The sequence below is a fragment of the Psychroserpens sp. Hel_I_66 genome, assembly GCF_000799465.1.
Taxonomy (GTDB): domain Bacteria; phylum Bacteroidota; class Bacteroidia; order Flavobacteriales; family Flavobacteriaceae; genus Psychroserpens.
In genome coordinates, this window is sequence record NZ_JUGU01000001.1 from 2,542,861 (window position 1) to 2,560,993 (window position 18,133).

Annotated in this window: 19 protein-coding genes; 13 read left to right on the top strand and 6 right to left on the bottom strand. The window is 34.1% G+C overall.

All coding sequences use genetic code 11. The features are described from left to right. Positions 1 to 37: 37 nt before the first annotated feature. Positions 38 to 1,669, bottom strand: a complete 1,632-nt coding sequence (locus GQ40_RS11345) for an ABC-F family ATP-binding cassette domain-containing protein (protein ID WP_047548290.1) — start codon at positions 1,667 to 1,669, stop codon at positions 38 to 40. A gap of 162 nt (positions 1,670 to 1,831) precedes the next feature. Here GQ40_RS11345 and GQ40_RS17740 point away from each other — a divergent pair, with 162 nt between their 5' ends. The 13 genes from GQ40_RS17740 (at position 1,832) to GQ40_RS11400 (ending at position 14,534) form a co-directional block, all read left to right on the top strand. Beyond that, positions 1,832 to 1,987, top strand: a complete 156-nt coding sequence (locus GQ40_RS17740; protein WP_197052673.1) for a hypothetical protein — start codon at positions 1,832 to 1,834, stop codon at positions 1,985 to 1,987. Positions 1,988 to 2,015: 28 nt separating this feature from the next. Continuing rightward, complete coding sequence (locus tag GQ40_RS17610) at positions 2,016 to 2,168, top strand: hypothetical protein (RefSeq protein ID WP_156115573.1); 153 nt, start codon at positions 2,016 to 2,018, stop codon at positions 2,166 to 2,168. A gap of 213 nt (positions 2,169 to 2,381) precedes the next feature. Then, positions 2,382 to 2,837, top strand: a complete 456-nt coding sequence (gene rplM / locus GQ40_RS11350) for a 50S ribosomal protein L13 (RefSeq protein WP_047551879.1) — start codon at positions 2,382 to 2,384, stop codon at positions 2,835 to 2,837. Next, complete coding sequence (gene rpsI, locus GQ40_RS11355; protein ID WP_047548293.1) at positions 2,837 to 3,223, top strand: 30S ribosomal protein S9; 387 nt, start codon at positions 2,837 to 2,839, stop codon at positions 3,221 to 3,223. Before rplM ends, rpsI begins: the two co-directional genes overlap by 1 nt. A gap of 333 nt (positions 3,224 to 3,556) precedes the next feature. Continuing rightward, positions 3,557 to 4,372: a 30S ribosomal protein S2 gene (rpsB, locus tag GQ40_RS11360; RefSeq protein ID WP_047548296.1), complete on the top strand. Its 816-nt coding sequence runs from the start codon at positions 3,557 to 3,559 to the stop codon at positions 4,370 to 4,372. A 97-nt stretch (positions 4,373 to 4,469) separates the two neighbouring features. Beyond that, a complete protein-coding gene (tsf, locus tag GQ40_RS11365; RefSeq protein WP_047548300.1) occupies positions 4,470 to 5,435 on the top strand; it encodes a translation elongation factor Ts in 966 nt (321 codons plus the stop codon). A 187-nt stretch (positions 5,436 to 5,622) separates the two neighbouring features. After that, positions 5,623 to 6,330, top strand: coding sequence for a UMP kinase (pyrH, locus tag GQ40_RS11370; protein ID WP_047548303.1), 708 nt, complete (start codon positions 5,623 to 5,625; stop codon positions 6,328 to 6,330). Between the two features lie 46 nt (positions 6,331 to 6,376). Then, positions 6,377 to 6,934, top strand: a complete 558-nt coding sequence (gene frr, locus GQ40_RS11375) for a ribosome recycling factor (RefSeq protein WP_047548306.1) — start codon at positions 6,377 to 6,379, stop codon at positions 6,932 to 6,934. Positions 6,935 to 6,996: 62 nt separating this feature from the next. Continuing rightward, entirely contained in the window at positions 6,997 to 8,274 is a 1,278-nt protein-coding gene (locus GQ40_RS11380; protein ID WP_047548310.1) for a hypothetical protein, read from the top strand. A gap of 74 nt (positions 8,275 to 8,348) precedes the next feature. Next, on the top strand, positions 8,349 to 10,766 hold the full coding sequence (locus GQ40_RS11385) for an efflux RND transporter permease subunit (RefSeq protein WP_047548313.1): 2,418 nt from the start codon (positions 8,349 to 8,351) through the stop codon (positions 10,764 to 10,766). Positions 10,767 to 10,795: 29 nt separating this feature from the next. After that, positions 10,796 to 12,226, top strand: coding sequence for an asparagine--tRNA ligase (asnS, locus tag GQ40_RS11390; RefSeq protein ID WP_197052674.1), 1,431 nt, complete (start codon positions 10,796 to 10,798; stop codon positions 12,224 to 12,226). A gap of 242 nt (positions 12,227 to 12,468) precedes the next feature. Beyond that, positions 12,469 to 13,929, top strand: a complete 1,461-nt coding sequence (gene rpoN, locus GQ40_RS11395) for an RNA polymerase factor sigma-54 (RefSeq protein WP_047548317.1) — start codon at positions 12,469 to 12,471, stop codon at positions 13,927 to 13,929. Positions 13,930 to 14,105: 176 nt separating this feature from the next. After that, complete coding sequence (locus GQ40_RS11400; RefSeq protein WP_316931471.1) at positions 14,106 to 14,534, top strand: hypothetical protein; 429 nt, start codon at positions 14,106 to 14,108, stop codon at positions 14,532 to 14,534. Between the two features lie 32 nt (positions 14,535 to 14,566). Here GQ40_RS11400 and GQ40_RS11405 read toward each other — a convergent pair whose 3' ends face one another. The 5 genes from GQ40_RS11405 to GQ40_RS11425 form a co-directional block, all read right to left on the bottom strand. Beyond that, positions 14,567 to 15,289: a porin family protein gene (locus GQ40_RS11405; protein ID WP_047548323.1), complete on the bottom strand. Its 723-nt coding sequence runs from the start codon at positions 15,287 to 15,289 to the stop codon at positions 14,567 to 14,569. Positions 15,290 to 15,389: 100 nt separating this feature from the next. Next, entirely contained in the window at positions 15,390 to 15,869 is a 480-nt protein-coding gene (locus GQ40_RS11410; protein ID WP_047548326.1) for an ExbD/TolR family protein, read from the bottom strand. 21 nt (positions 15,870 to 15,890) lie between these two features. Next, complete coding sequence (locus GQ40_RS11415; protein WP_047548329.1) at positions 15,891 to 16,514, bottom strand: ExbD/TolR family protein; 624 nt, start codon at positions 16,512 to 16,514, stop codon at positions 15,891 to 15,893. Between the two features lie 8 nt (positions 16,515 to 16,522). Next, positions 16,523 to 16,966: a hypothetical protein gene (locus GQ40_RS11420; RefSeq protein ID WP_047548332.1), complete on the bottom strand. Its 444-nt coding sequence runs from the start codon at positions 16,964 to 16,966 to the stop codon at positions 16,523 to 16,525. 27 nt (positions 16,967 to 16,993) lie between these two features. Beyond that, on the bottom strand, positions 16,994 to 17,767 hold the full coding sequence (locus GQ40_RS11425) for a MotA/TolQ/ExbB proton channel family protein (protein ID WP_047548334.1): 774 nt from the start codon (positions 17,765 to 17,767) through the stop codon (positions 16,994 to 16,996). Between the last annotated feature and the right edge of the window lie 366 nt (positions 17,768 to 18,133).

Genomic DNA, 18,133 nt, shown 5'->3' on the forward strand with positions numbered 1-18,133 from the left:
TATAATGTGATATCATTTATCGTCAAGATGACTAAATCTACAAATCAAGAGCCCTAATACTTTCAACCCTATTACGTTCCAAAAACGCATCAACCGTTTCAAAATGCTCAATCACACGTTGATCTTTAAATTCAAACACCTTTTTAGCAAGTCCTTGCAAGAAATCCCTATCGTGGGAAACGAGGATCAAAGTACCATCAAAATCTTGCAAAGCTTCTTTTAAGACATCCTTGGATTTTAAATCCAAATGGTTGGTAGGCTCATCCAGAATCAACAAGTTTACAGGTTCCAGTAATAATTTTACCATCGCTAGTCTTGTTTTCTCTCCTCCAGACAACATACTCACCTTTTTATCTATGTCATCACCTTTAAACATAAAGCGACCGAGAATGTTTTTAATTTGGGTTCGCACGTCGCCTTTGGCAACTTCATCAACCGTTTGGAAAATCGTCAAGTTTTCGTCTAATAACGCTGCTTGGTTTTGAGCAAAATAACCAACCTTAACATTGTGACCCAAACTGCAAGTGCCTTCTACTTCGATTTCTCCTAAAATAGCTTTGATCATGGTTGATTTACCTTCACCATTTCTTCCCACAAAACAGACTTTTTCGCCTCTGGAGATCGACATATTTGCATTTTTGAAAACCGTATGGTTTCCGTAGGATTTAGACACCTCTTTAATAGTGACTGGATAATCTCCCGATCGCTGCGTTGGTGGGAACCTCAACTTTAAAGCAGAAGTATCCACATCATCAATTTCTATAATCTGTAATTTTTCCAACATGCGCTCACGGGATGTCACTTGATTGGTTTTAGAGTACGTGCCTTTAAAACGATCAATAAACGCTTGGTTATCTGCAATAAACTTTTGCTGCTCTTGATAGGCTTTAATTTGATGAGCTCTCCTATCCTCACGCAATTGCAAATAATGCGTGTACTTTGCTTTATAATCATAAATGCGACCCATAGTCACTTCAATAGTACGATTGGTAATATTATCAATGAACGCCCTGTCATGAGAAATCACAACCACAGCATTGGCTTTATTGACTAAAAAATCCTCTAACCAAATCACAGACTCTATATCAATATGATTGGTTGGCTCGTCCAGTAAAATTAAATCTGGTTTTTGAAGCAGGATTTTAGCAAGCTCAATACGCATGCGCCAGCCTCCCGAAAACTCATTGGTTTGTCTATTAAAATCATCCTGTTTAAATCCCAAACCTTTGAGTGCTTTTTCAACTTCAGCATCGTAGTTCACATCTTCTAAAGCATAATATTTCTCACCTAAATCTGAAACACGCTCAATAATTTTCATGTACTCATCAGATTCATAATCGGTTCTGGTTTCGAGCTGTTTATTTAAGCCTTCCATCTCGTCGCGCATTTCAAATACATGACTAAAGGCTTTGGAAGCTTCATCAAAGACTGTAGTATTATCTTCTGTAAGCAAATGTTGCGGTAAATAGGCTATGACAGCATCTTTTGGAGTTCTCACATTTCCGCGGGTAGGATTTTGGACACCTGCAATAATTTTCATCATTGTGGATTTCCCTGCTCCGTTTTTACCCATTAAGGCTATTTTATCGTCTGCATTAATGGTAAAAGACACGTCACTAAATAACGTTTGACCACTAAATTCTACTGCTAAATTATCTACTGAAATCATTTTCCCAAATTTAAAGCTGCAAAACTAAACAATGGATGGATAGAAATTTAAAATGTTAGCAAAATTTATATACTTGATGTTTCAAGTTAACTTTAAAGTCTTTTGAGTTAAGCTGTTTTTATGTTTCATACTATATTACTCTATAACTTAAAATAACATATTATGAGTACAGATAAAGATAAAAACAAAGAAAAAGAAGACGTCAAAAAAACGGGCATTTCAGAAAATGCGATTAACAAAAAGGAAGTGGACGGGAGAGATATTAACCACCAACAGAAAGATAGAAGAGAGATCCACCAACCAAGGGATAACGCTTAATCTAAATTAATAATTTAAAATAAAAAAAATGATACTTACAAAAGTTTTAGGTTTAACCACCTTTCTTACAAAAAGCAAAAAAGCTAAGATTGCTATATTAGGCTTGGAAATTGCAGTTTTAGTATACGCTGTAGCGCAACAAAAGTCTGAGAAAAGAAAAATGAAAAGATTAAAATCATAGATCTAAAATTCTAAAAAAATAGAATTATTGATTTATCATAGTAAGGGTTAAAAAGTTAAAGCTTTTTAACCCTTTATAATTGTTTTTAATTTTATCAATAAATATCCATCTACACTATTTGGTAATCAAATATATAATCGTAAATTTGCAAACTCTTTTTCAAGAGAGAAAGTTTAACCGCCTGTCGTGTACAGGCAATTAATATTAATAAGTGTGGACACATTAAGCTACAAAACGATTTCAGCAAACAAGGCTACTGTTAATAAAGAGTGGGTTTTAGTTGACGCTGCAGATCAAACGCTAGGTCGTTTAGCTTCTAAAGTAGCAATACTTTTAAGAGGCAAACACAAGCCTAACTTCACACCGCATGTTGACTGTGGAGATAACGTAATTGTTATCAATGCAGAAAAAATCAACTTAACAGGTAACAAGTGGAATGACAAAACATACATTCGTCACACAGGTTATCCAGGTGGTCAAAGAAGTTTAACTGCGACTGAAATGTTTGGAAAAGATCCAGCAAGAATCGTAGAAAAATCAGTAAAAGGAATGCTCCCTAAAAACAAATTAGGTGCAGATTTATTCCGTAATTTAAATGTCGTTGTTGGTTCAACGCACTCTCACGAGGCTCAAAAACCAAAAACAATAGACTTAACAAAAGTTAACTAATGGAAGTAATTCACAAAATCGGTCGTAGAAAGACGGCTGTTGCACGTGTGTACCTTGCTGAAGGAAAAGGCAAGATCACGATTAACAAAAAAGACATAGAGGCTTATTTTCCTACTGCGACATTGCAGTACAAAGTAAACCAACCTTTAGCTATGACTAACAACGATGGCAACTTTGATATTACAGTAAACGTTTTTGGTGGAGGCATAACAGGCCAAGCAGAAGCGATTCGTTTAGGATTATCTCGCGCAATGTGTGAGCTTGATCCAGAAAACAGACTAATATTAAAGCCAGAAGGATTATTAACTAGAGATCCACGTATGGTTGAGCGTAAAAAGTTCGGTCAAAAGAAAGCAAGGAAGAAATTCCAGTTCTCGAAACGTTAATCCTATTCCTTTTTATTATTCGAGGTTTTCTTCGGAATATAAAAAACTTTCAAAGCTGTTCTGGTCAAACACTGGAACAGCTTTAAATTAAAACGCTGGGTTTTGAAGTTTTCAAATGTCAGCAGAGATTAAAAAATCCTGAAACGAGTTCAGGTACAGTTTAGCATCTAAATGGTGAAGGCGAGCAAAAAAGGTTACTTAATAGGTGAGTCTTTAAAATGCTTTAGGCAAATGTCTAAGATTTTTAAAATAAACTTAAGAGTAATTAAATCTCGATTATCGAGAGCGACCACTTAACCATTGCTAATTTAATAGAACGTAAACAATTACAACATGGAAAAAGTAGTAGTAAAAGACTTACTTGACGCAGGTGTACACTTTGGTCACCTAACAAGAAAATGGGATCCAAACATGGCTCCTTACATTTATATGGAACGTAATGGTATCCATATCATCAACCTTTACAAAACACAAGCAAAAATTCAAGAAACTGGAGAAGCACTTCACAAAATTGCAGCTTCTGGTAAAAAAATCTTGTTTGTTGCAACAAAAAAACAAGCTAAAGACATCGTTGCTGAAAAAGCAGGAAGTGTAAACATGCCTTACATTACAGAGCGTTGGCCTGGTGGAATGTTAACCAACTTCGTAACGATTAGAAAAGCGGTTAAGAAAATGACAATGATTGATCGTATGAAAAAAGACGGTACATTCAACTCATTATCTAAAAAAGAACGTTTACAAGTTGATCGTCAACGTGCTAAACTAGAAAAGAATTTAGGTTCTATCTCTGATATGACACGTTTACCTGGCGCATTATTTGTTGTTGATATCAAGCGTGAGCACATCGCCATTAAAGAAGCACAAAAATTAAATATTCCAATCTTTGCAATGGTAGATACAAACTCAGACCCTCGTGAAGTAGATTATTTAATCCCAGCAAATGACGATGCATCAAAATCTATAGAATGTATTATGTCTGTAGTAGCATCTGCAGTAGCAGACGGTTTGACAGAACGTAAATCTGATAAGGCTGACAAAGACGCTAAAAGTGAAAAATCACCAGCAGCTAAAAAAGAGGCAAAAGCAGATAAAAAAGCAGAGCCTAAAAAAGCGAAAGCTAAAGTAGCAGCAAACGAAGAAGAAGAATAAATTAATAATTATATAATATAGATAAGTCGTTTAGTTGTTTTCTTCGGAAAGTTTAAATTAAACGACTTTTTTAAATTTTAAAAACAATATTGAAGTTATGGTAAAAGTAACAGCAGCAGAAGTAAATAAATTAAGACAAGCTACAGGTGCAGGTATGATGGACTGCAAAAAAGCCTTAGTAGAAGCTGAAGGGGATTTCGACAAAGCAATCGAAGTACTTCGTAAAAAAGGACAAAAAGTTGCAGAAAAGAGAGCTGACAGAGATTCATCTGAAGGTGCTGCAATAGCAAAAATAAATGATGATAACACATCTGGTGTTGCTATCGTATTAGGTTGTGAAACAGATTTCGTTGGAAAAAATGAAAACTTCGTAGCATTAGCAAATGATTTAGCAGAAGTTGCTTTACACCACGATACTAAAGAAGCATTTTTAGCAGCAGATTTTGGAGGCATGACGGTTTCAGAAAAATTAGTCGAGCAAACTGGTGTTATTGGTGAAAAATTAGACATCACCGCTTTTGAAAAGTTAGACGCACCTTACGTTGGTCAATATGTTCACATCAACAAAATTGCAGCTTTAGTAGGTTTATCTTCAAAAGTAGATAACGTTGAAACTTTGGTTAAAGACGTAGCTATGCAAGTAGCATCTATGGGAGCAACAACATTGTCTTACAAAGATTTTGATGCAGCCTTCGTAGCATCAGAAACAGAAGCTAGAATTGCAGTTATTGAAAAAGATAATATCGAGTTAGGACGTTTAGGTAAAACTCAAAAAAATGTACCTAGCTATATTTCAATGGCACAATTAACTCCAGAAGTTATTGCTCAAGCTGAAGAGGATGCAAAAGCAGAATTAAAAGCTGAAGGTAAACCAGAACAAATCTGGGATAGAATCTTACCAGGTAAAATGGAGCGTTTCATTTCTGATAATACAACTTTAGATCAAGAAAAAGCATTACTGGATCAAAGATTTATTAAAGATGAAAAACAAACTGTTGCCCAGTATGTAGAATCTTATGGTGATGTTAAAGTTACTGGATTTAAACGTGCTACAGTAGGATAATAAACGTTTTTAAAACAACCCAAACCATTTGGGATTATGATACCAACAAGCCACTGCTCTTAAATTTAGACGCAGTGGTTTTTTATTTATAAAATTCTACTTTTCTAAAAAGAGGAAATGATTATATTTGCTAAACCGTTGTTTTCTAAAAACTGAAAACACTTCAAAATGTCATAGACACTTTCGCATGAAATACAAAAGAATCCTACTTAAATTATCTGGAGAAGCTCTTATGGGTTCCCGTCAATATGGCATTGATCCTGAGCGGTTATCAGAATATGCTAGAGACATTAAAGAAGTTACAGATCTTGGTGTTGAAGTAGCGATTGTTATTGGTGGTGGAAACATTTTTAGAGGTGTTGCGGGTGCAATGGCAGGTATGGATCGTGTTCAAGGCGACCATATGGGCATGCTGGCTACTGTGATTAATGGTTTGGCATTGCAAAACGCACTGGAAGATGAAGGTGTAAAAACACGATTACAAACAGCAATCAAAATCAATGAGGTTGCAGAGCCATTTATAAGACGTAAAGCCATGAGCCATTTAAATAAAGGTCGTGTCGTGATTTTTGGAGGCGGAACAGGTAATCCTTATTTTACTACAGATTCTGCTGCTGTGCTGAGAGCTATTGAAATTGAAGCAGATGTGATCTTAAAAGGAACGCGTGTTGATGGTATTTATACTGCAGATCCTGAAAAAGATGTTTCCGCAGTAAAGTTTGATCATATTACATTTGATGATGTATTAAGAAAAGGACTCAAGGTGATGGATACAACAGCCTTTACGTTAAGCCAGGAAAATAAATTACCAATTATCGTTTTTGATATGAATAAAAAAGGGAACCTGATGAAAGTGGTTTCCGGAGAAAATATTGGAACTAAAGTCAATTTATAAGTTTGGCTTATTTTTTGGTATTCGATAAGTAAAAAAAGTTTAAAAAATGAACGAAGACATAAAATTTATATTAGACTCAACTAAAGAAGCGATGGATGATGCCTTAAAGCATCTTGAAAAACAATTTGTAAACATTAGAGCTGGTAAAGCAAGTCCTGCAATGTTAGGGAGTGTTATGGTAGACTATTATGGTTCTCAAACACCACTGTCTCAAGTCGCAAATGTCAATACTCCAGATGGTAGAACAATTACAGTTCAACCATGGGAAAAAAATATGCTTCAAGAAATTGAGCGCGGAATTATGATTGCCAATTTAGGTTTTAATCCAATGAACAATGGTGATGTCATTATAATTAATGTGCCACCGTTAACAGAGGAACGCAGAACAACACTTGCAAAACAAGCAAAAGCTGAGGCTGAAGACGCCAAGATTGGTGTGAGAAATGCTCGTAAGGATGCTAACCATGAGATTAAAAGTCTTGAAGATGCATCTGAAGATCAAAAGAGCAATGCAGAGATTGACGTACAACAAATGACAGATAAATACGTTAAAAAAATAGACGATACATATGATGTCAAAGAAAAAGAAATCATGACTGTATAACTTCTAAAGCGACGATTAAAAGTCGCTTTTTTTTATTAATCCAAATATTTATCCCTAAACTAATGCACAAAGCTATTTGCTTAATTATCATTATGCTGTGTACTTGCGCATTGTACGCTCAATCGCCTAAAACGGAGAATGACTCTACAGCTGTGAAAAATGATTCGTTGAGCAAAAGAGAATTTATCAAACAGTTGGGCAACGGGTTTTTTCCTACTAAGTTCTTAGATCTTGATATGAGATACCTCGTTAAATTTAATCAATATGAAGGATTAAGAACAGGACTTGGAGGGGTGACTAATGATGCTTTTTCTGAAACATACCGCATTAACAGTTATGTTGTCTATGGATTTAAAGACCATAGATTTAAATATAAAATTGGTGGTGGATTTCGAGTCAATGAAGCTACACAAACTTGGGTGAATTTATCTTATACAGACGATTTACAAGAAACTGGAAGTTCTAACTTTTTGACTGACAAACGATTTTTTTCGTTTTTTGAACCACGATTATTAAATATTGATTTATTTCATAAGCATATCACAAAAGCAGTTTCCGTAGAACATAAATTTTCTAATAAATTACTTTCTGAATTAGAATTTGCTACCAGCAAAATAGAGCCAACCTACAGTTATATCTTTAATGTAGATGGTACACTTTACGAAACATTTGATATCACCAGTGCAAAAATATCTTTGCAATGGAACCCTTTTAATACTGAAGAAGTTAACGACAAAGGTCTTTCCATAGAGAAAGAAGGATATCCAAAATTTACACTTCAGCTTTCCCAAAGTTTTAAAAACAATATTACTGGAGATTTTAATTTCTTTAAAACAGATTTTAGAACCGTGCATAGATTTATATTTAATGAGGATACATTTACCGAAGCTACTCTAACAACCGGTTTATCAACAGGAAAAACGCCTTTGACACATCTCTACCACGCATATCCAAACAATATTACAAAGGAGACTATTCTTCAGCGTTTTTCGGTAGCAGGCATCAATAGTTTTGAAACAATGTATTTTAATGAGTTCTTTTCAGATCGATTTGCTACGTTACAGCTCAAACATTTTGTAAAGCCTTTTAGAATTACCGAACGGTATAGACCGCAATTAGTCTTAATATCGAGATTGGCAATAGGCAATATGCATGATATTGAGCGTCATGAAAATATTGAATTTGGCACGCTATCAAAAGGCTATTCTGAAGCTGGCTTTGAAATCAATAGACTACTATTTGGTTTTGGACTTAGCTTTGCCTATAGATATGGAGGTTATCACCTCCCTAATTTAGAAGACAATATTGCTGTAAAATTTACTTTTAATGTAAGCTTATAAGTCAATAATATATGAGTATTTGTTATAAGTAATCCCTAGGTTTTTTCTAACTTTGCGCTTCTTTTAAAGCGCACATGTTTAAACTGTTTAGTAAAAACTTTTGGGAGGTCATTGCACGATTGATATTGCGCAACAAAATTGGTATTCTCGTTGTAATCATTTTAGCAACGATTTTTTTCAGTTCTCAATGGAAAAACATGCGTTTTACCTATACTGAAGCCAATCTTCTACCAGACGATCACGAAGTTAATATTGTTTATAATGAATTTCTAGATATTTTTGGAGAGGAAGGCAATCTCATTGTTTTGGGAGTTAAGGATTCTACACTTTTTTCTGTGGAAAAGTTAAACGCCTGGAATAAACTTTCTGAAGATTTCAAAGCTTTTGACGAAGTTGAAACAGTCGTCTCGCTTAGTGACCTTCAAAAACTTGTTAAAAACAATGATGAGGAGAAATTTGATCTCGTCCCATTTATAAAAGATTCTTTAAGTTCAATCGCGCAAATAGATACTTTAAAGGATGAACTATTCAATCAATATCCATTTTACGATAATTTCTTGTTTAATACGGAAACTGGAACGATTAGAACTGCCATCTATCTTAAAAAAGACATTGTAAATACACCAGCACGAAAAGATTTTATAATGCTTACCCTCAAAGACAAGATTGATAGCTTTGAGAAAGCGAATAATCTAGATGTCAGGATTTCTGGGATGCCTTATATTAGAACATTAAATTCTCAAAATATAGTCGATGAAATTGGACTGTTTATTGGGTTGGCACTTGGTGTAACATCATTGATATTCTTTTTATTCTTTAGATCATTTAGAGCCACATTTATTTCACTAATTGTAGTATGTTTTGGAGTAATGTGGACTTTTGGTATCATTGGTTTACTCAATTACGAGATTACGGTTCTTACTGCACTAATCCCTCCATTAATTATTGTGATTGGGATACCAAACTGTATTTTCTTAATCAACAAATATCAGCATGAGGTAAAACTTCATGGTAATAAAGTAAAATCATTACAACGTGTTATCACAAAAGTTGGTAACGCTACATTAATGACCAATGTGACAACTGCCTCTGGTTTTGCAACTTTTATTTTAACAGAGAGCACACTTTTAAAAGAATTTGGTATTGTAGCCTCACTCAGCATCCTTGCTATTTTCATCTTGTGTTTATTGGTAATACCTATTATTTATACGTTTTTACCTTACCCAAAAGATAGACACTTAGAGCATCTCAATAAACGATGGATTGGTGGCTTTGTTAATTGGATTGAGCGAATGGTTAGAGAGCAAAAAATTGCCATCTACGCATCATCGTGCATTTTAATTATATTGAGCATTATTGGCATTCATCAAATAAAAATCTCTGGAAGTCTCATTGAAGACATGCCTAAAGAAGAAGAATTCTTTACTGATATCCGCTTTTTTGAAGAAGAGTTTGATGGCATCATGCCCATGGAAATCATGGTCGATACAAAACGCAAAAAAGGCGTAATGAAGCTGAGCACTCTCAAAAAAATGGAGGAACTCGAAAATCTTATTGATGACATTCCAGAATTATCACGACCAATATCTGTAGTAAGTCTTGTAAAATACAGTAAGCAAGCGTATTACAATGGCAACCCTAAATATTACCAATTGCCAACAAGTCAAGAAAATAGCTTCATTTTATCTTATGCTAAAAATTCATCTTCAGATGTAGATCTGTTAAAGAACTTTGTGGATAGTACAGGACAATATGCTCGCATAACAACGTTTATGAAGGATATTGGGACCGACAAGATGGAGCGCATTGAAGAAGATCTTCAGAATAAAATAAACAGAGTTTTCCAGCCTACAGATCGTTATAATGTGACGATGACAGGTAAAGCGTTGGTATTTCAAAAGGGAACAAAATACCTGGTTAAAAATCTTGCCATCTCGCTATCATTAGCCATATTTTTAATATCACTTTTTATGGCCTATATGTTTAGATCATTTAGAATGATTATTGTGTCACTCATCCCAAACCTCTTACCGTTAGTAATTACAGCAGGCTTAATGGGCTATTTGGGTGTACCAATAAAACCGTCAACCATATTGGTATTTAGTATTGCCTTTGGGATTTCGGTAGATGATACCATTCACTTTTTGGCAAAATACCGTCAAGAATTACAGGCCAACCACTGGAAAATTCGTAAATCTGTTTACGCAGCGTTACGCGAAACTGGCGTGAGTATGTTCTACACCTCTATCGTGCTGTTTTTTGGCTTTATTGTATTTACAACCTCAAGTTTTGGCGGTACAGTCGCATTGGGCGCATTAGTATCTGCAACATTGCTATTTGCCATGTTGTCTAATTTACTGTTGCTTCCGTCTTTATTATTATCATTAGAGCGAAGCATTGCCAATAAGGAAGTCTTGAAAGAACCGTCTATAAATATCATTCCTGCAGAGGATGATGACGAAGATGCTTCCGAAGAAAATATCATTTCATAAACATTTATATTTGCATAAAATTTTAAATAATGAGCTATACAGTTTCACAATTATTAACACAGGACATAACCTTTCAACCTATAGAGATTAAAGGTTGGGTAAGAGGATTTAGATCTAATCGTTTTATTGCTTTAAATGACGGTTCTACTATAAATAATATACAATGTGTCGTTGATTTTGAAAATACAGATGAAGCTATTTTAAAGCGTATCACCACTGGTGCTGCAATTCATATTAAAGGTGAATTGGTAGAGAGTCAAGGTAAAGGTCAAAAGGTGGAAATTCAAGTCTCATCTATTGAGATTCTTGGAGATTCAGACCCTGAGGACTATCCTATCCAACCCAAAAAACATACGTTTGAATTTTTACGTGAGAATGCCCATTTGCGCACAAGAACAAATACATTTAGCGCTGTAATGCGTTTGCGTAGTTCATTATCATTTGCTATTCATAAATATTTTAATGATAACGGTTTTTACTATATGCATACGCCAATCATCACGGGTAGTGATGCCGAAGGTGCTGGCGAAATGTTTAGAGTGAGCGCTTTGGATGCTAAAAATCCGCCTTTGGATGACCACGGAAATATCAACTATAAAGAAGATTTCTTCGGAAAAGAAACAAATCTAACCGTATCTGGTCAATTAGAAGCAGAAACGTTTGCCATGTCACTTGGAAAGGTGTACACATTTGGACCAACTTTTAGAGCAGAAAACTCAAATACCTCTCGTCACCTTGCAGAATTTTGGATGATAGAGCCAGAAGTTGCTTTTATGGATTTGGCAGGGAATATGGATTTAGCAGAAGATTTTATGAAATCTGTGCTAACCTATGTCTTAGAACACAATCGGGAAGATTTAGAGTTTTTGGAAAAGCGTTTATTGGATGAAGAGAAAACAAAACCTCAAGCAGAGCGCTCTGAAATGAGCTTAATTGAAAAAATAAAGTTTGTAGTAGACAACAATTTTAAGCGTGTTAGCTATACCGAAGCCATTGATATTTTAAAGAATTCTAAACCCAATAAGAAAAAGAAATTCAATTATATTATTGAAGAATGGGGAGCAGATTTACAAAGTGAGCATGAGCGCTTCTTGGTAGAAAAGCATTTTAAATGCCCTGTCATTTTATTTGATTATCCAGCAAATATCAAAGCGTTTTATATGCGTTTAAATGAGGATGGAAAAACGGTTCGTGCCATGGATATTTTATTTCCCGGTATTGGAGAAATGGTTGGAGGTTCTCAACGTGAGGAGCGTTTGGACGTTTTAAAAGAGAAAATGAAAGCTCTAGATATTGATGAAGAAGAATTATGGTGGTACTTGGATTTACGTAAATACGGTACTGCTGTACACTCTGGATTTGGATTAGGTTTTGAGCGTTTGGTAATGTTCGCAACCGGAATGGGGAATATTAGAGATGTGATTCCTTATCCTCGTACACCTCAAAATGCGGAGTTTTAAATATCTGCAAAAGCAGGTATCTCTTTAATGTATGCTATAACAAGCACGATACAAGAAAAAGGAAAATTTATATATTTAGACCTATCAGTTTTAGAAACCTGATAGGTCTTTTTAATTGACAGTATTTTGAGTCATCCCATTTCCGAAGAAAAAAGCATCCACTAAATTATTCTTAAAAGCACCCACTTTTATAAGCATATATCAATAGTTTTTTTAACTTTACTTTATACCAAATTTATAATATGCTCAAACAGTATTTACAGTTTAAATTATCGCAAAAGTTGTCACCGCAACAAATTCAGCTTATGAAGTTGATCCAGTTGCCTACACAAGCATTTGAGCAACGTATAAAACAGGAATTAGAAGAAAATCCTGCGCTAGACACCGGTAAGGAAGATATTGAAGAGGATAAGTTTGATGAGTTCGATAATTCAGAAGATGATTACAACGATAATGATGAAATCAATACCGAAGATATCAATATTGACGAGTATTTAAGTGATGATGACGTACCAGATTATAGAACCCAAGTAAGTAATTACAGTAGTGATGATGAGGAAAAAGTGATGCCCTATGCTGCGGGAACTTCATTTACACAACATTTAACGACACAATTAAATACGTTTCGATTATCTGATGAAGAACGTGATATCGCAGAATTTTTGGTGGGCAGTGTAGACGAAAGTGGTTACATAAGAAGGTCACTTAGCGATATTATGGATGATTTAGCATTCACCCAAAACATTTTTACTTCGGAAGAAAAAATCGAAAAAGTACTCCATAAAGTGCATCAATTGGATCCTGCAGGAGTTGGTGCTAGAAATTTACAGGAATGCTTAAGTATCCAACTACACCGAAAAGATAAAAATCCAGATGTAGAGCTCGCTTGTGATATTATAGACAAGGCTTTTGACCAATTTACAAAAAAGCATTATAAAAAATTATTACAAAAATTTGATATTACTGAAGTTCAGCTAAGAGACGCTATTGAAGAAATAGAACGTTTAAATCCTAAGCCTGGAGGCTCTTATGCTGGCAATAACAGAAGGGTTGAGCACGTTGTCCCTGATTTTGCGATTAAAATTGTTGATGGCGAATTAGAATTAACGCTCAACGGACGAAATGCTCCAGAACTGCACGTATCTAGAGAATATAGCAATATGATGAAAGGCTATAAAGAATCTAAAGATAAGAGCAAATCCCAAAAGGATGCAGTGATGTTTATAAAACAAAAGCTGGATGCTGCTAAATGGTTCATTGAAGCTATCAAACAGCGTCAACAAACGCTTTTTGTGACCATGAGTTCCATAATGCATTATCAAAAGGAATACTTTCTTACAGGCGATGAGCGCAATCTCAAACCAATGATTTTAAAGGATATTGCAGATGAGATTGAAATGGATGTGTCTACAGTATCTCGTGTGGCCAATAGCAAATATGTTGATACACCCTATGGAACAAAACTCATTAAGGAATTTTTTAGTGAATCCATGACCAATGATCAAGGTGAGGAAGTTTCAACAAGAGAAATCAAAAAAATACTCGAAACCGTTATTGAGGAAGAGAATAAGAAAAAACCGCTCACCGATGAAAAGCTTGCCAAGATCTTAAAAGAAAAAGGCTACCCTATAGCAAGGAGAACGGTTGCTAAATACCGTGAGCAGCTGGATGTTCCTGTGGCTAGGTTGAGGAAGAAAATATAATGAACCAGCTCCTAAAAAGCATATCATACATTTTTCATCCATTGTTAATGCCTTTACTTGGCGTTGTTTTTTATTTTTCGAAAACACCACGATTTGTCCCAGAATCATTAATGAAAGCCAAGGTGTTTTCTATTTCGATTCTTACAATTGTCCTCCCAATTCTCCTATATCTTTTGTTGAAGACTATTAACAAAGTTGATAATGCTCACTTAGAGACCGTTAAAGAGCGAAGAATCCCATTACTCATTAATAGTGTTATTCTTATACTTATTTTGATTCGTGTCTTACCTCAAGACGAGATACCAGAGTTATACTTTTTCTTTATGGGTATTCTAATTTCAAACATCACCTGTTTTGCTCTCACGCTTGCAAAGTTTAAAGCCAGTATTCATATGATTGGATCTGCAGGTTTTTTTATGTTTGCTATAGCATTAGCTATTCACTTTAAAATAAATATCAATGGGACAATTGCGCTTATGTGCATCATTTTGGGAGCTATTGCTACTTCAAGACTACATATGAAAGCGCATACTAATACAGAATTGATTGCAGGTTTTTTCGTGGGTTTAATGCCACAACTCATATTATTAAACTACTGGATGTAATTTAAAAAAATGATCTATTTAAGTCTCTATAACTACAAAATATAAAAGATCAATCCAATTTTAATAGCATTCATTTTGACAAGTTCTCCACTACTATTCACTTTCGCGTTCTTATTAAAAATACTATTTAAAGCATAATAAAAATGGAAATTGATATTAGAGTAGCCTGCACTTAAAGTAAGACCGTATTGAAGCTTATTTATGTCATCAATATTGGTTAATTGGATATTATTAGGACTACCAATAAATTTTGAAGTATTATAGACAACATATCCAAGTTTAATACCAGAATAGATTCTCCAGAAATCATATTCTGTGGCTGTAGATGTTCGCCACCTAAACTCCAACGGAACTTCAATTAGGTAAGTTGTAAACTTATTTTTACTGAAAGACACGTCTTCTAAAATTGTATAGTTGAAACTTCTATTATTTTCTGAAATCAACAACGATTGGTTATACGAATTTGAAGAAAGACCTAGGCCTAATCCTATAGCAACATTACGTTTCTCGTTAATTGGCATATCTCTTATAAAACCCAAATGAAACCCACTTGAAAAACCACTTTGTGATACATTATCTGGTTTATTTCCCAATAAATTATAAGTTACAGAAACATAAAATTGATCTTCTCTATAATTTTTATCTACAACTTTTATACTATCATTTACTATTCCATCTTGAAGAGGATTATCACGCTCTTGAGCAATAATACCAATAAAGGGGAACATAAAAAACAAAAAAAACACCTGTTTCATAATACAAATATAACTCAATACACAATACTACATTTTTAGTAGATACAAAAAAAGCATTCGCTAGATGCGAATGCTTTTTTATTTTAACTAAAGTTTTTAATTAATTATCTAAGGCACTACCTGTACCTACAGTATAATTAATTTTTAGAGCGTTTGCCTCCCTAAGTTCTTTTTTAATATCTCCAACGATACCCATATTAGCCTCTTTATCCACTTTAAGTGATACCGTTAAGAAATCTACTAATTCTTCTCTGGCAATAGCTGCTCTCTCTTGGTTTATGAAAGCCCTAATTTCGCTAATATCTGCAAATTTATCATTAAGCTGTAATCTCGCTTCTTTACCATATTTACTTTCTAAATTCTTTGCAGGTTTTCCAGCGTATATATAACTAATTGGATATTTTTTTTCCAATTTTTCAACCTGATCTGCTAAAGGTAATCTGTTTTCAATTAAGAGCGTATCTTCTCTCATTACAGTTACCACCATAAAGAAAAATAAGAGCATAAATACAATATCAGGTAAAGATGCTGTATTTACTGCTGGTAAATCATTGTCTTTTTTACTTTTAAATTTAGACATAGTATTATTAGTATTTATATGTTATTGTACCTCAGAAAGCTTTTCTGGATATTCAGTTCTAATTTGATCAATAACCTCTTTAAGCCTATCCTTATTTCCATTAAACTTTGGATCCTTATAATTTTTTTCCATTTCAACAAAGTTCATATCATTAAAACCTCTTTTAGGCCCTATTTCTAATGCTCTTCTATTACGTAAGTCATTATAGGCTGCAACCAATTCATTTTGTACTGAAATGTATTGCGCGTAAGATGTCTCTCTTTCGTTTTTTAAAGAAATAATAGCTTTATCTGGATGATCTGAAGATGAAGCATCCCTATCACCCTTACAGTAATCACACCTGTTACCAGCTGCATCAGTTCCTCCACCGTTATCTAAAAACTCTATGGCAGCTTTTCTTAAATCTTTAAGCTCCATCAGTTCATCTTCCACTAGTAATTGATCCTTACCGTTAATCAAAACAGTAAAAATATTCTTTTGCTTGATAACTACATCTTCGTCGTTAGGCGGTTCCATTGGAGGAAGCTTACGGTTAATCCCAGAATCTTTTGGAATAGTTGTAGTTACTAAGAAAAATATAAGAAGTAAGAATGCAATGTCTGCCATAGAACCTGCATTAACTTCTGGTGCTGATCGTTTTGCCATAGTTAATATTATTTACTGAGCATCTTTTTAATTCCGAAGAACAACATTAAACCTGCTGCTGCCAAAATTAAAATATAGAATGCCTTAATTGCTCCTTCAATCAATTGTGACTGAAATGCTGTTAGTGTAGTTCCGTCATTTAGCATTCGCTCTTCTCCCGAAGACAAAAAGAATGCCAATAATAGAATTGCTGCAAACACACCAACCGATAGTAATGTCTTTTTAAGCTTGTCTGGATTGCTAGCCAAATTGATAAGGCTAAACAATACAGCTGCAACTGTCGCAATAGCCAAAACAACAAATGCTAAGGTTATAAACGCAGACAACATACCTTGGTTAGAGACATCTGCTGCAATAGCTTCATCTCCAGTCATGATTATGTTCACTAAGAAGAATACACCAATCAGACCTATTACTAAAGCAACAATTTTGATTATTTTTTGAATATTCATGTTCTGTTTGATTTAATAATTAGTTGATTATCTCTTATGTCTTACTAATAAATCCATTAAAGTGATAGAAGCATCTTCCATATCGTTAACGATGCTGTCAATTTTTGCAATGATGTAATTGTAAAAGATTTGTAGTATAATAGCAACAATTAGACCAAATACAGTTGTTAAAAGTGCAATTTTAATACCACCCGCAACAAGAGAAGGATTCATGTCCCCTGCAGCTTCAATTTTATCAAATGCATCAATCATACCTAATACTGTACCCATGAAACCAAGCATTGGTGCTAAGGCGATAAATAAAGAGATCCAAGAAACATTCTTTTCTAATTGTCCCATTTGAACACCACCGTAAGCTACTACAGCTTTCTCAGCAGCATCAATATCCTCGTCTGCTCGATCTAAACCTTGGTAAAATATAGAAGCAACAGGTCCTTTAGTATTTCTACAAACTTCCTTAGCAGCTTCAATACCACCTGAATTTAAAGCATCTTCTACGTCACGAGTTAATTTTTTAGTATTTGTAGTTGCAAGATTTAAATAAATGATTCTTTCAATAGCGATCGCTAATCCCAGAATTAAACAAAGCAATACAATACCCATAAAGAATGGACCACCTTCAATAAAACGATCTTTTACAACTTGTGTAAATGATCTGTCATCTGTTGCAGTGTCATTATCTGTTTCTTGAAATGTTGTGGTAACTGCGGTAGTTGCAGCTTCTACTGTAATTGCGTTTGCATTAACAGTACCGAAAGCCATGATTCCTGCTATGGCTAAGATAGAAAATAGTCTTTTCATCGTGATTGTTCTTAATTTTATTAGTTAAAGTGTTAAAGATATAAAAAAAATGTAATTAAAAAATAAAAATACTAATTGAGTCGTACAGTTTATGGTTGTTTTTAAACAATTAATATTATTTATATACGACGAATTTAATTAAAATGTTTTGGATAATTAAAACGGAAATCAAAAAACTTAATTTTTTATTTTTCTTTTGTTAATACAATTCATGTCATTTTTTCCATTACTTCGGAAAATTTAAAACTCCCAAACGTTTAAGCGTCATATAATTTGGTCTTTAATCTCAATTATTTAAATATACTTACTTCAAAATTTGGATTGAAACTAGAGCCTCAAACTTTAACATAAATTGGCTATTTAGAA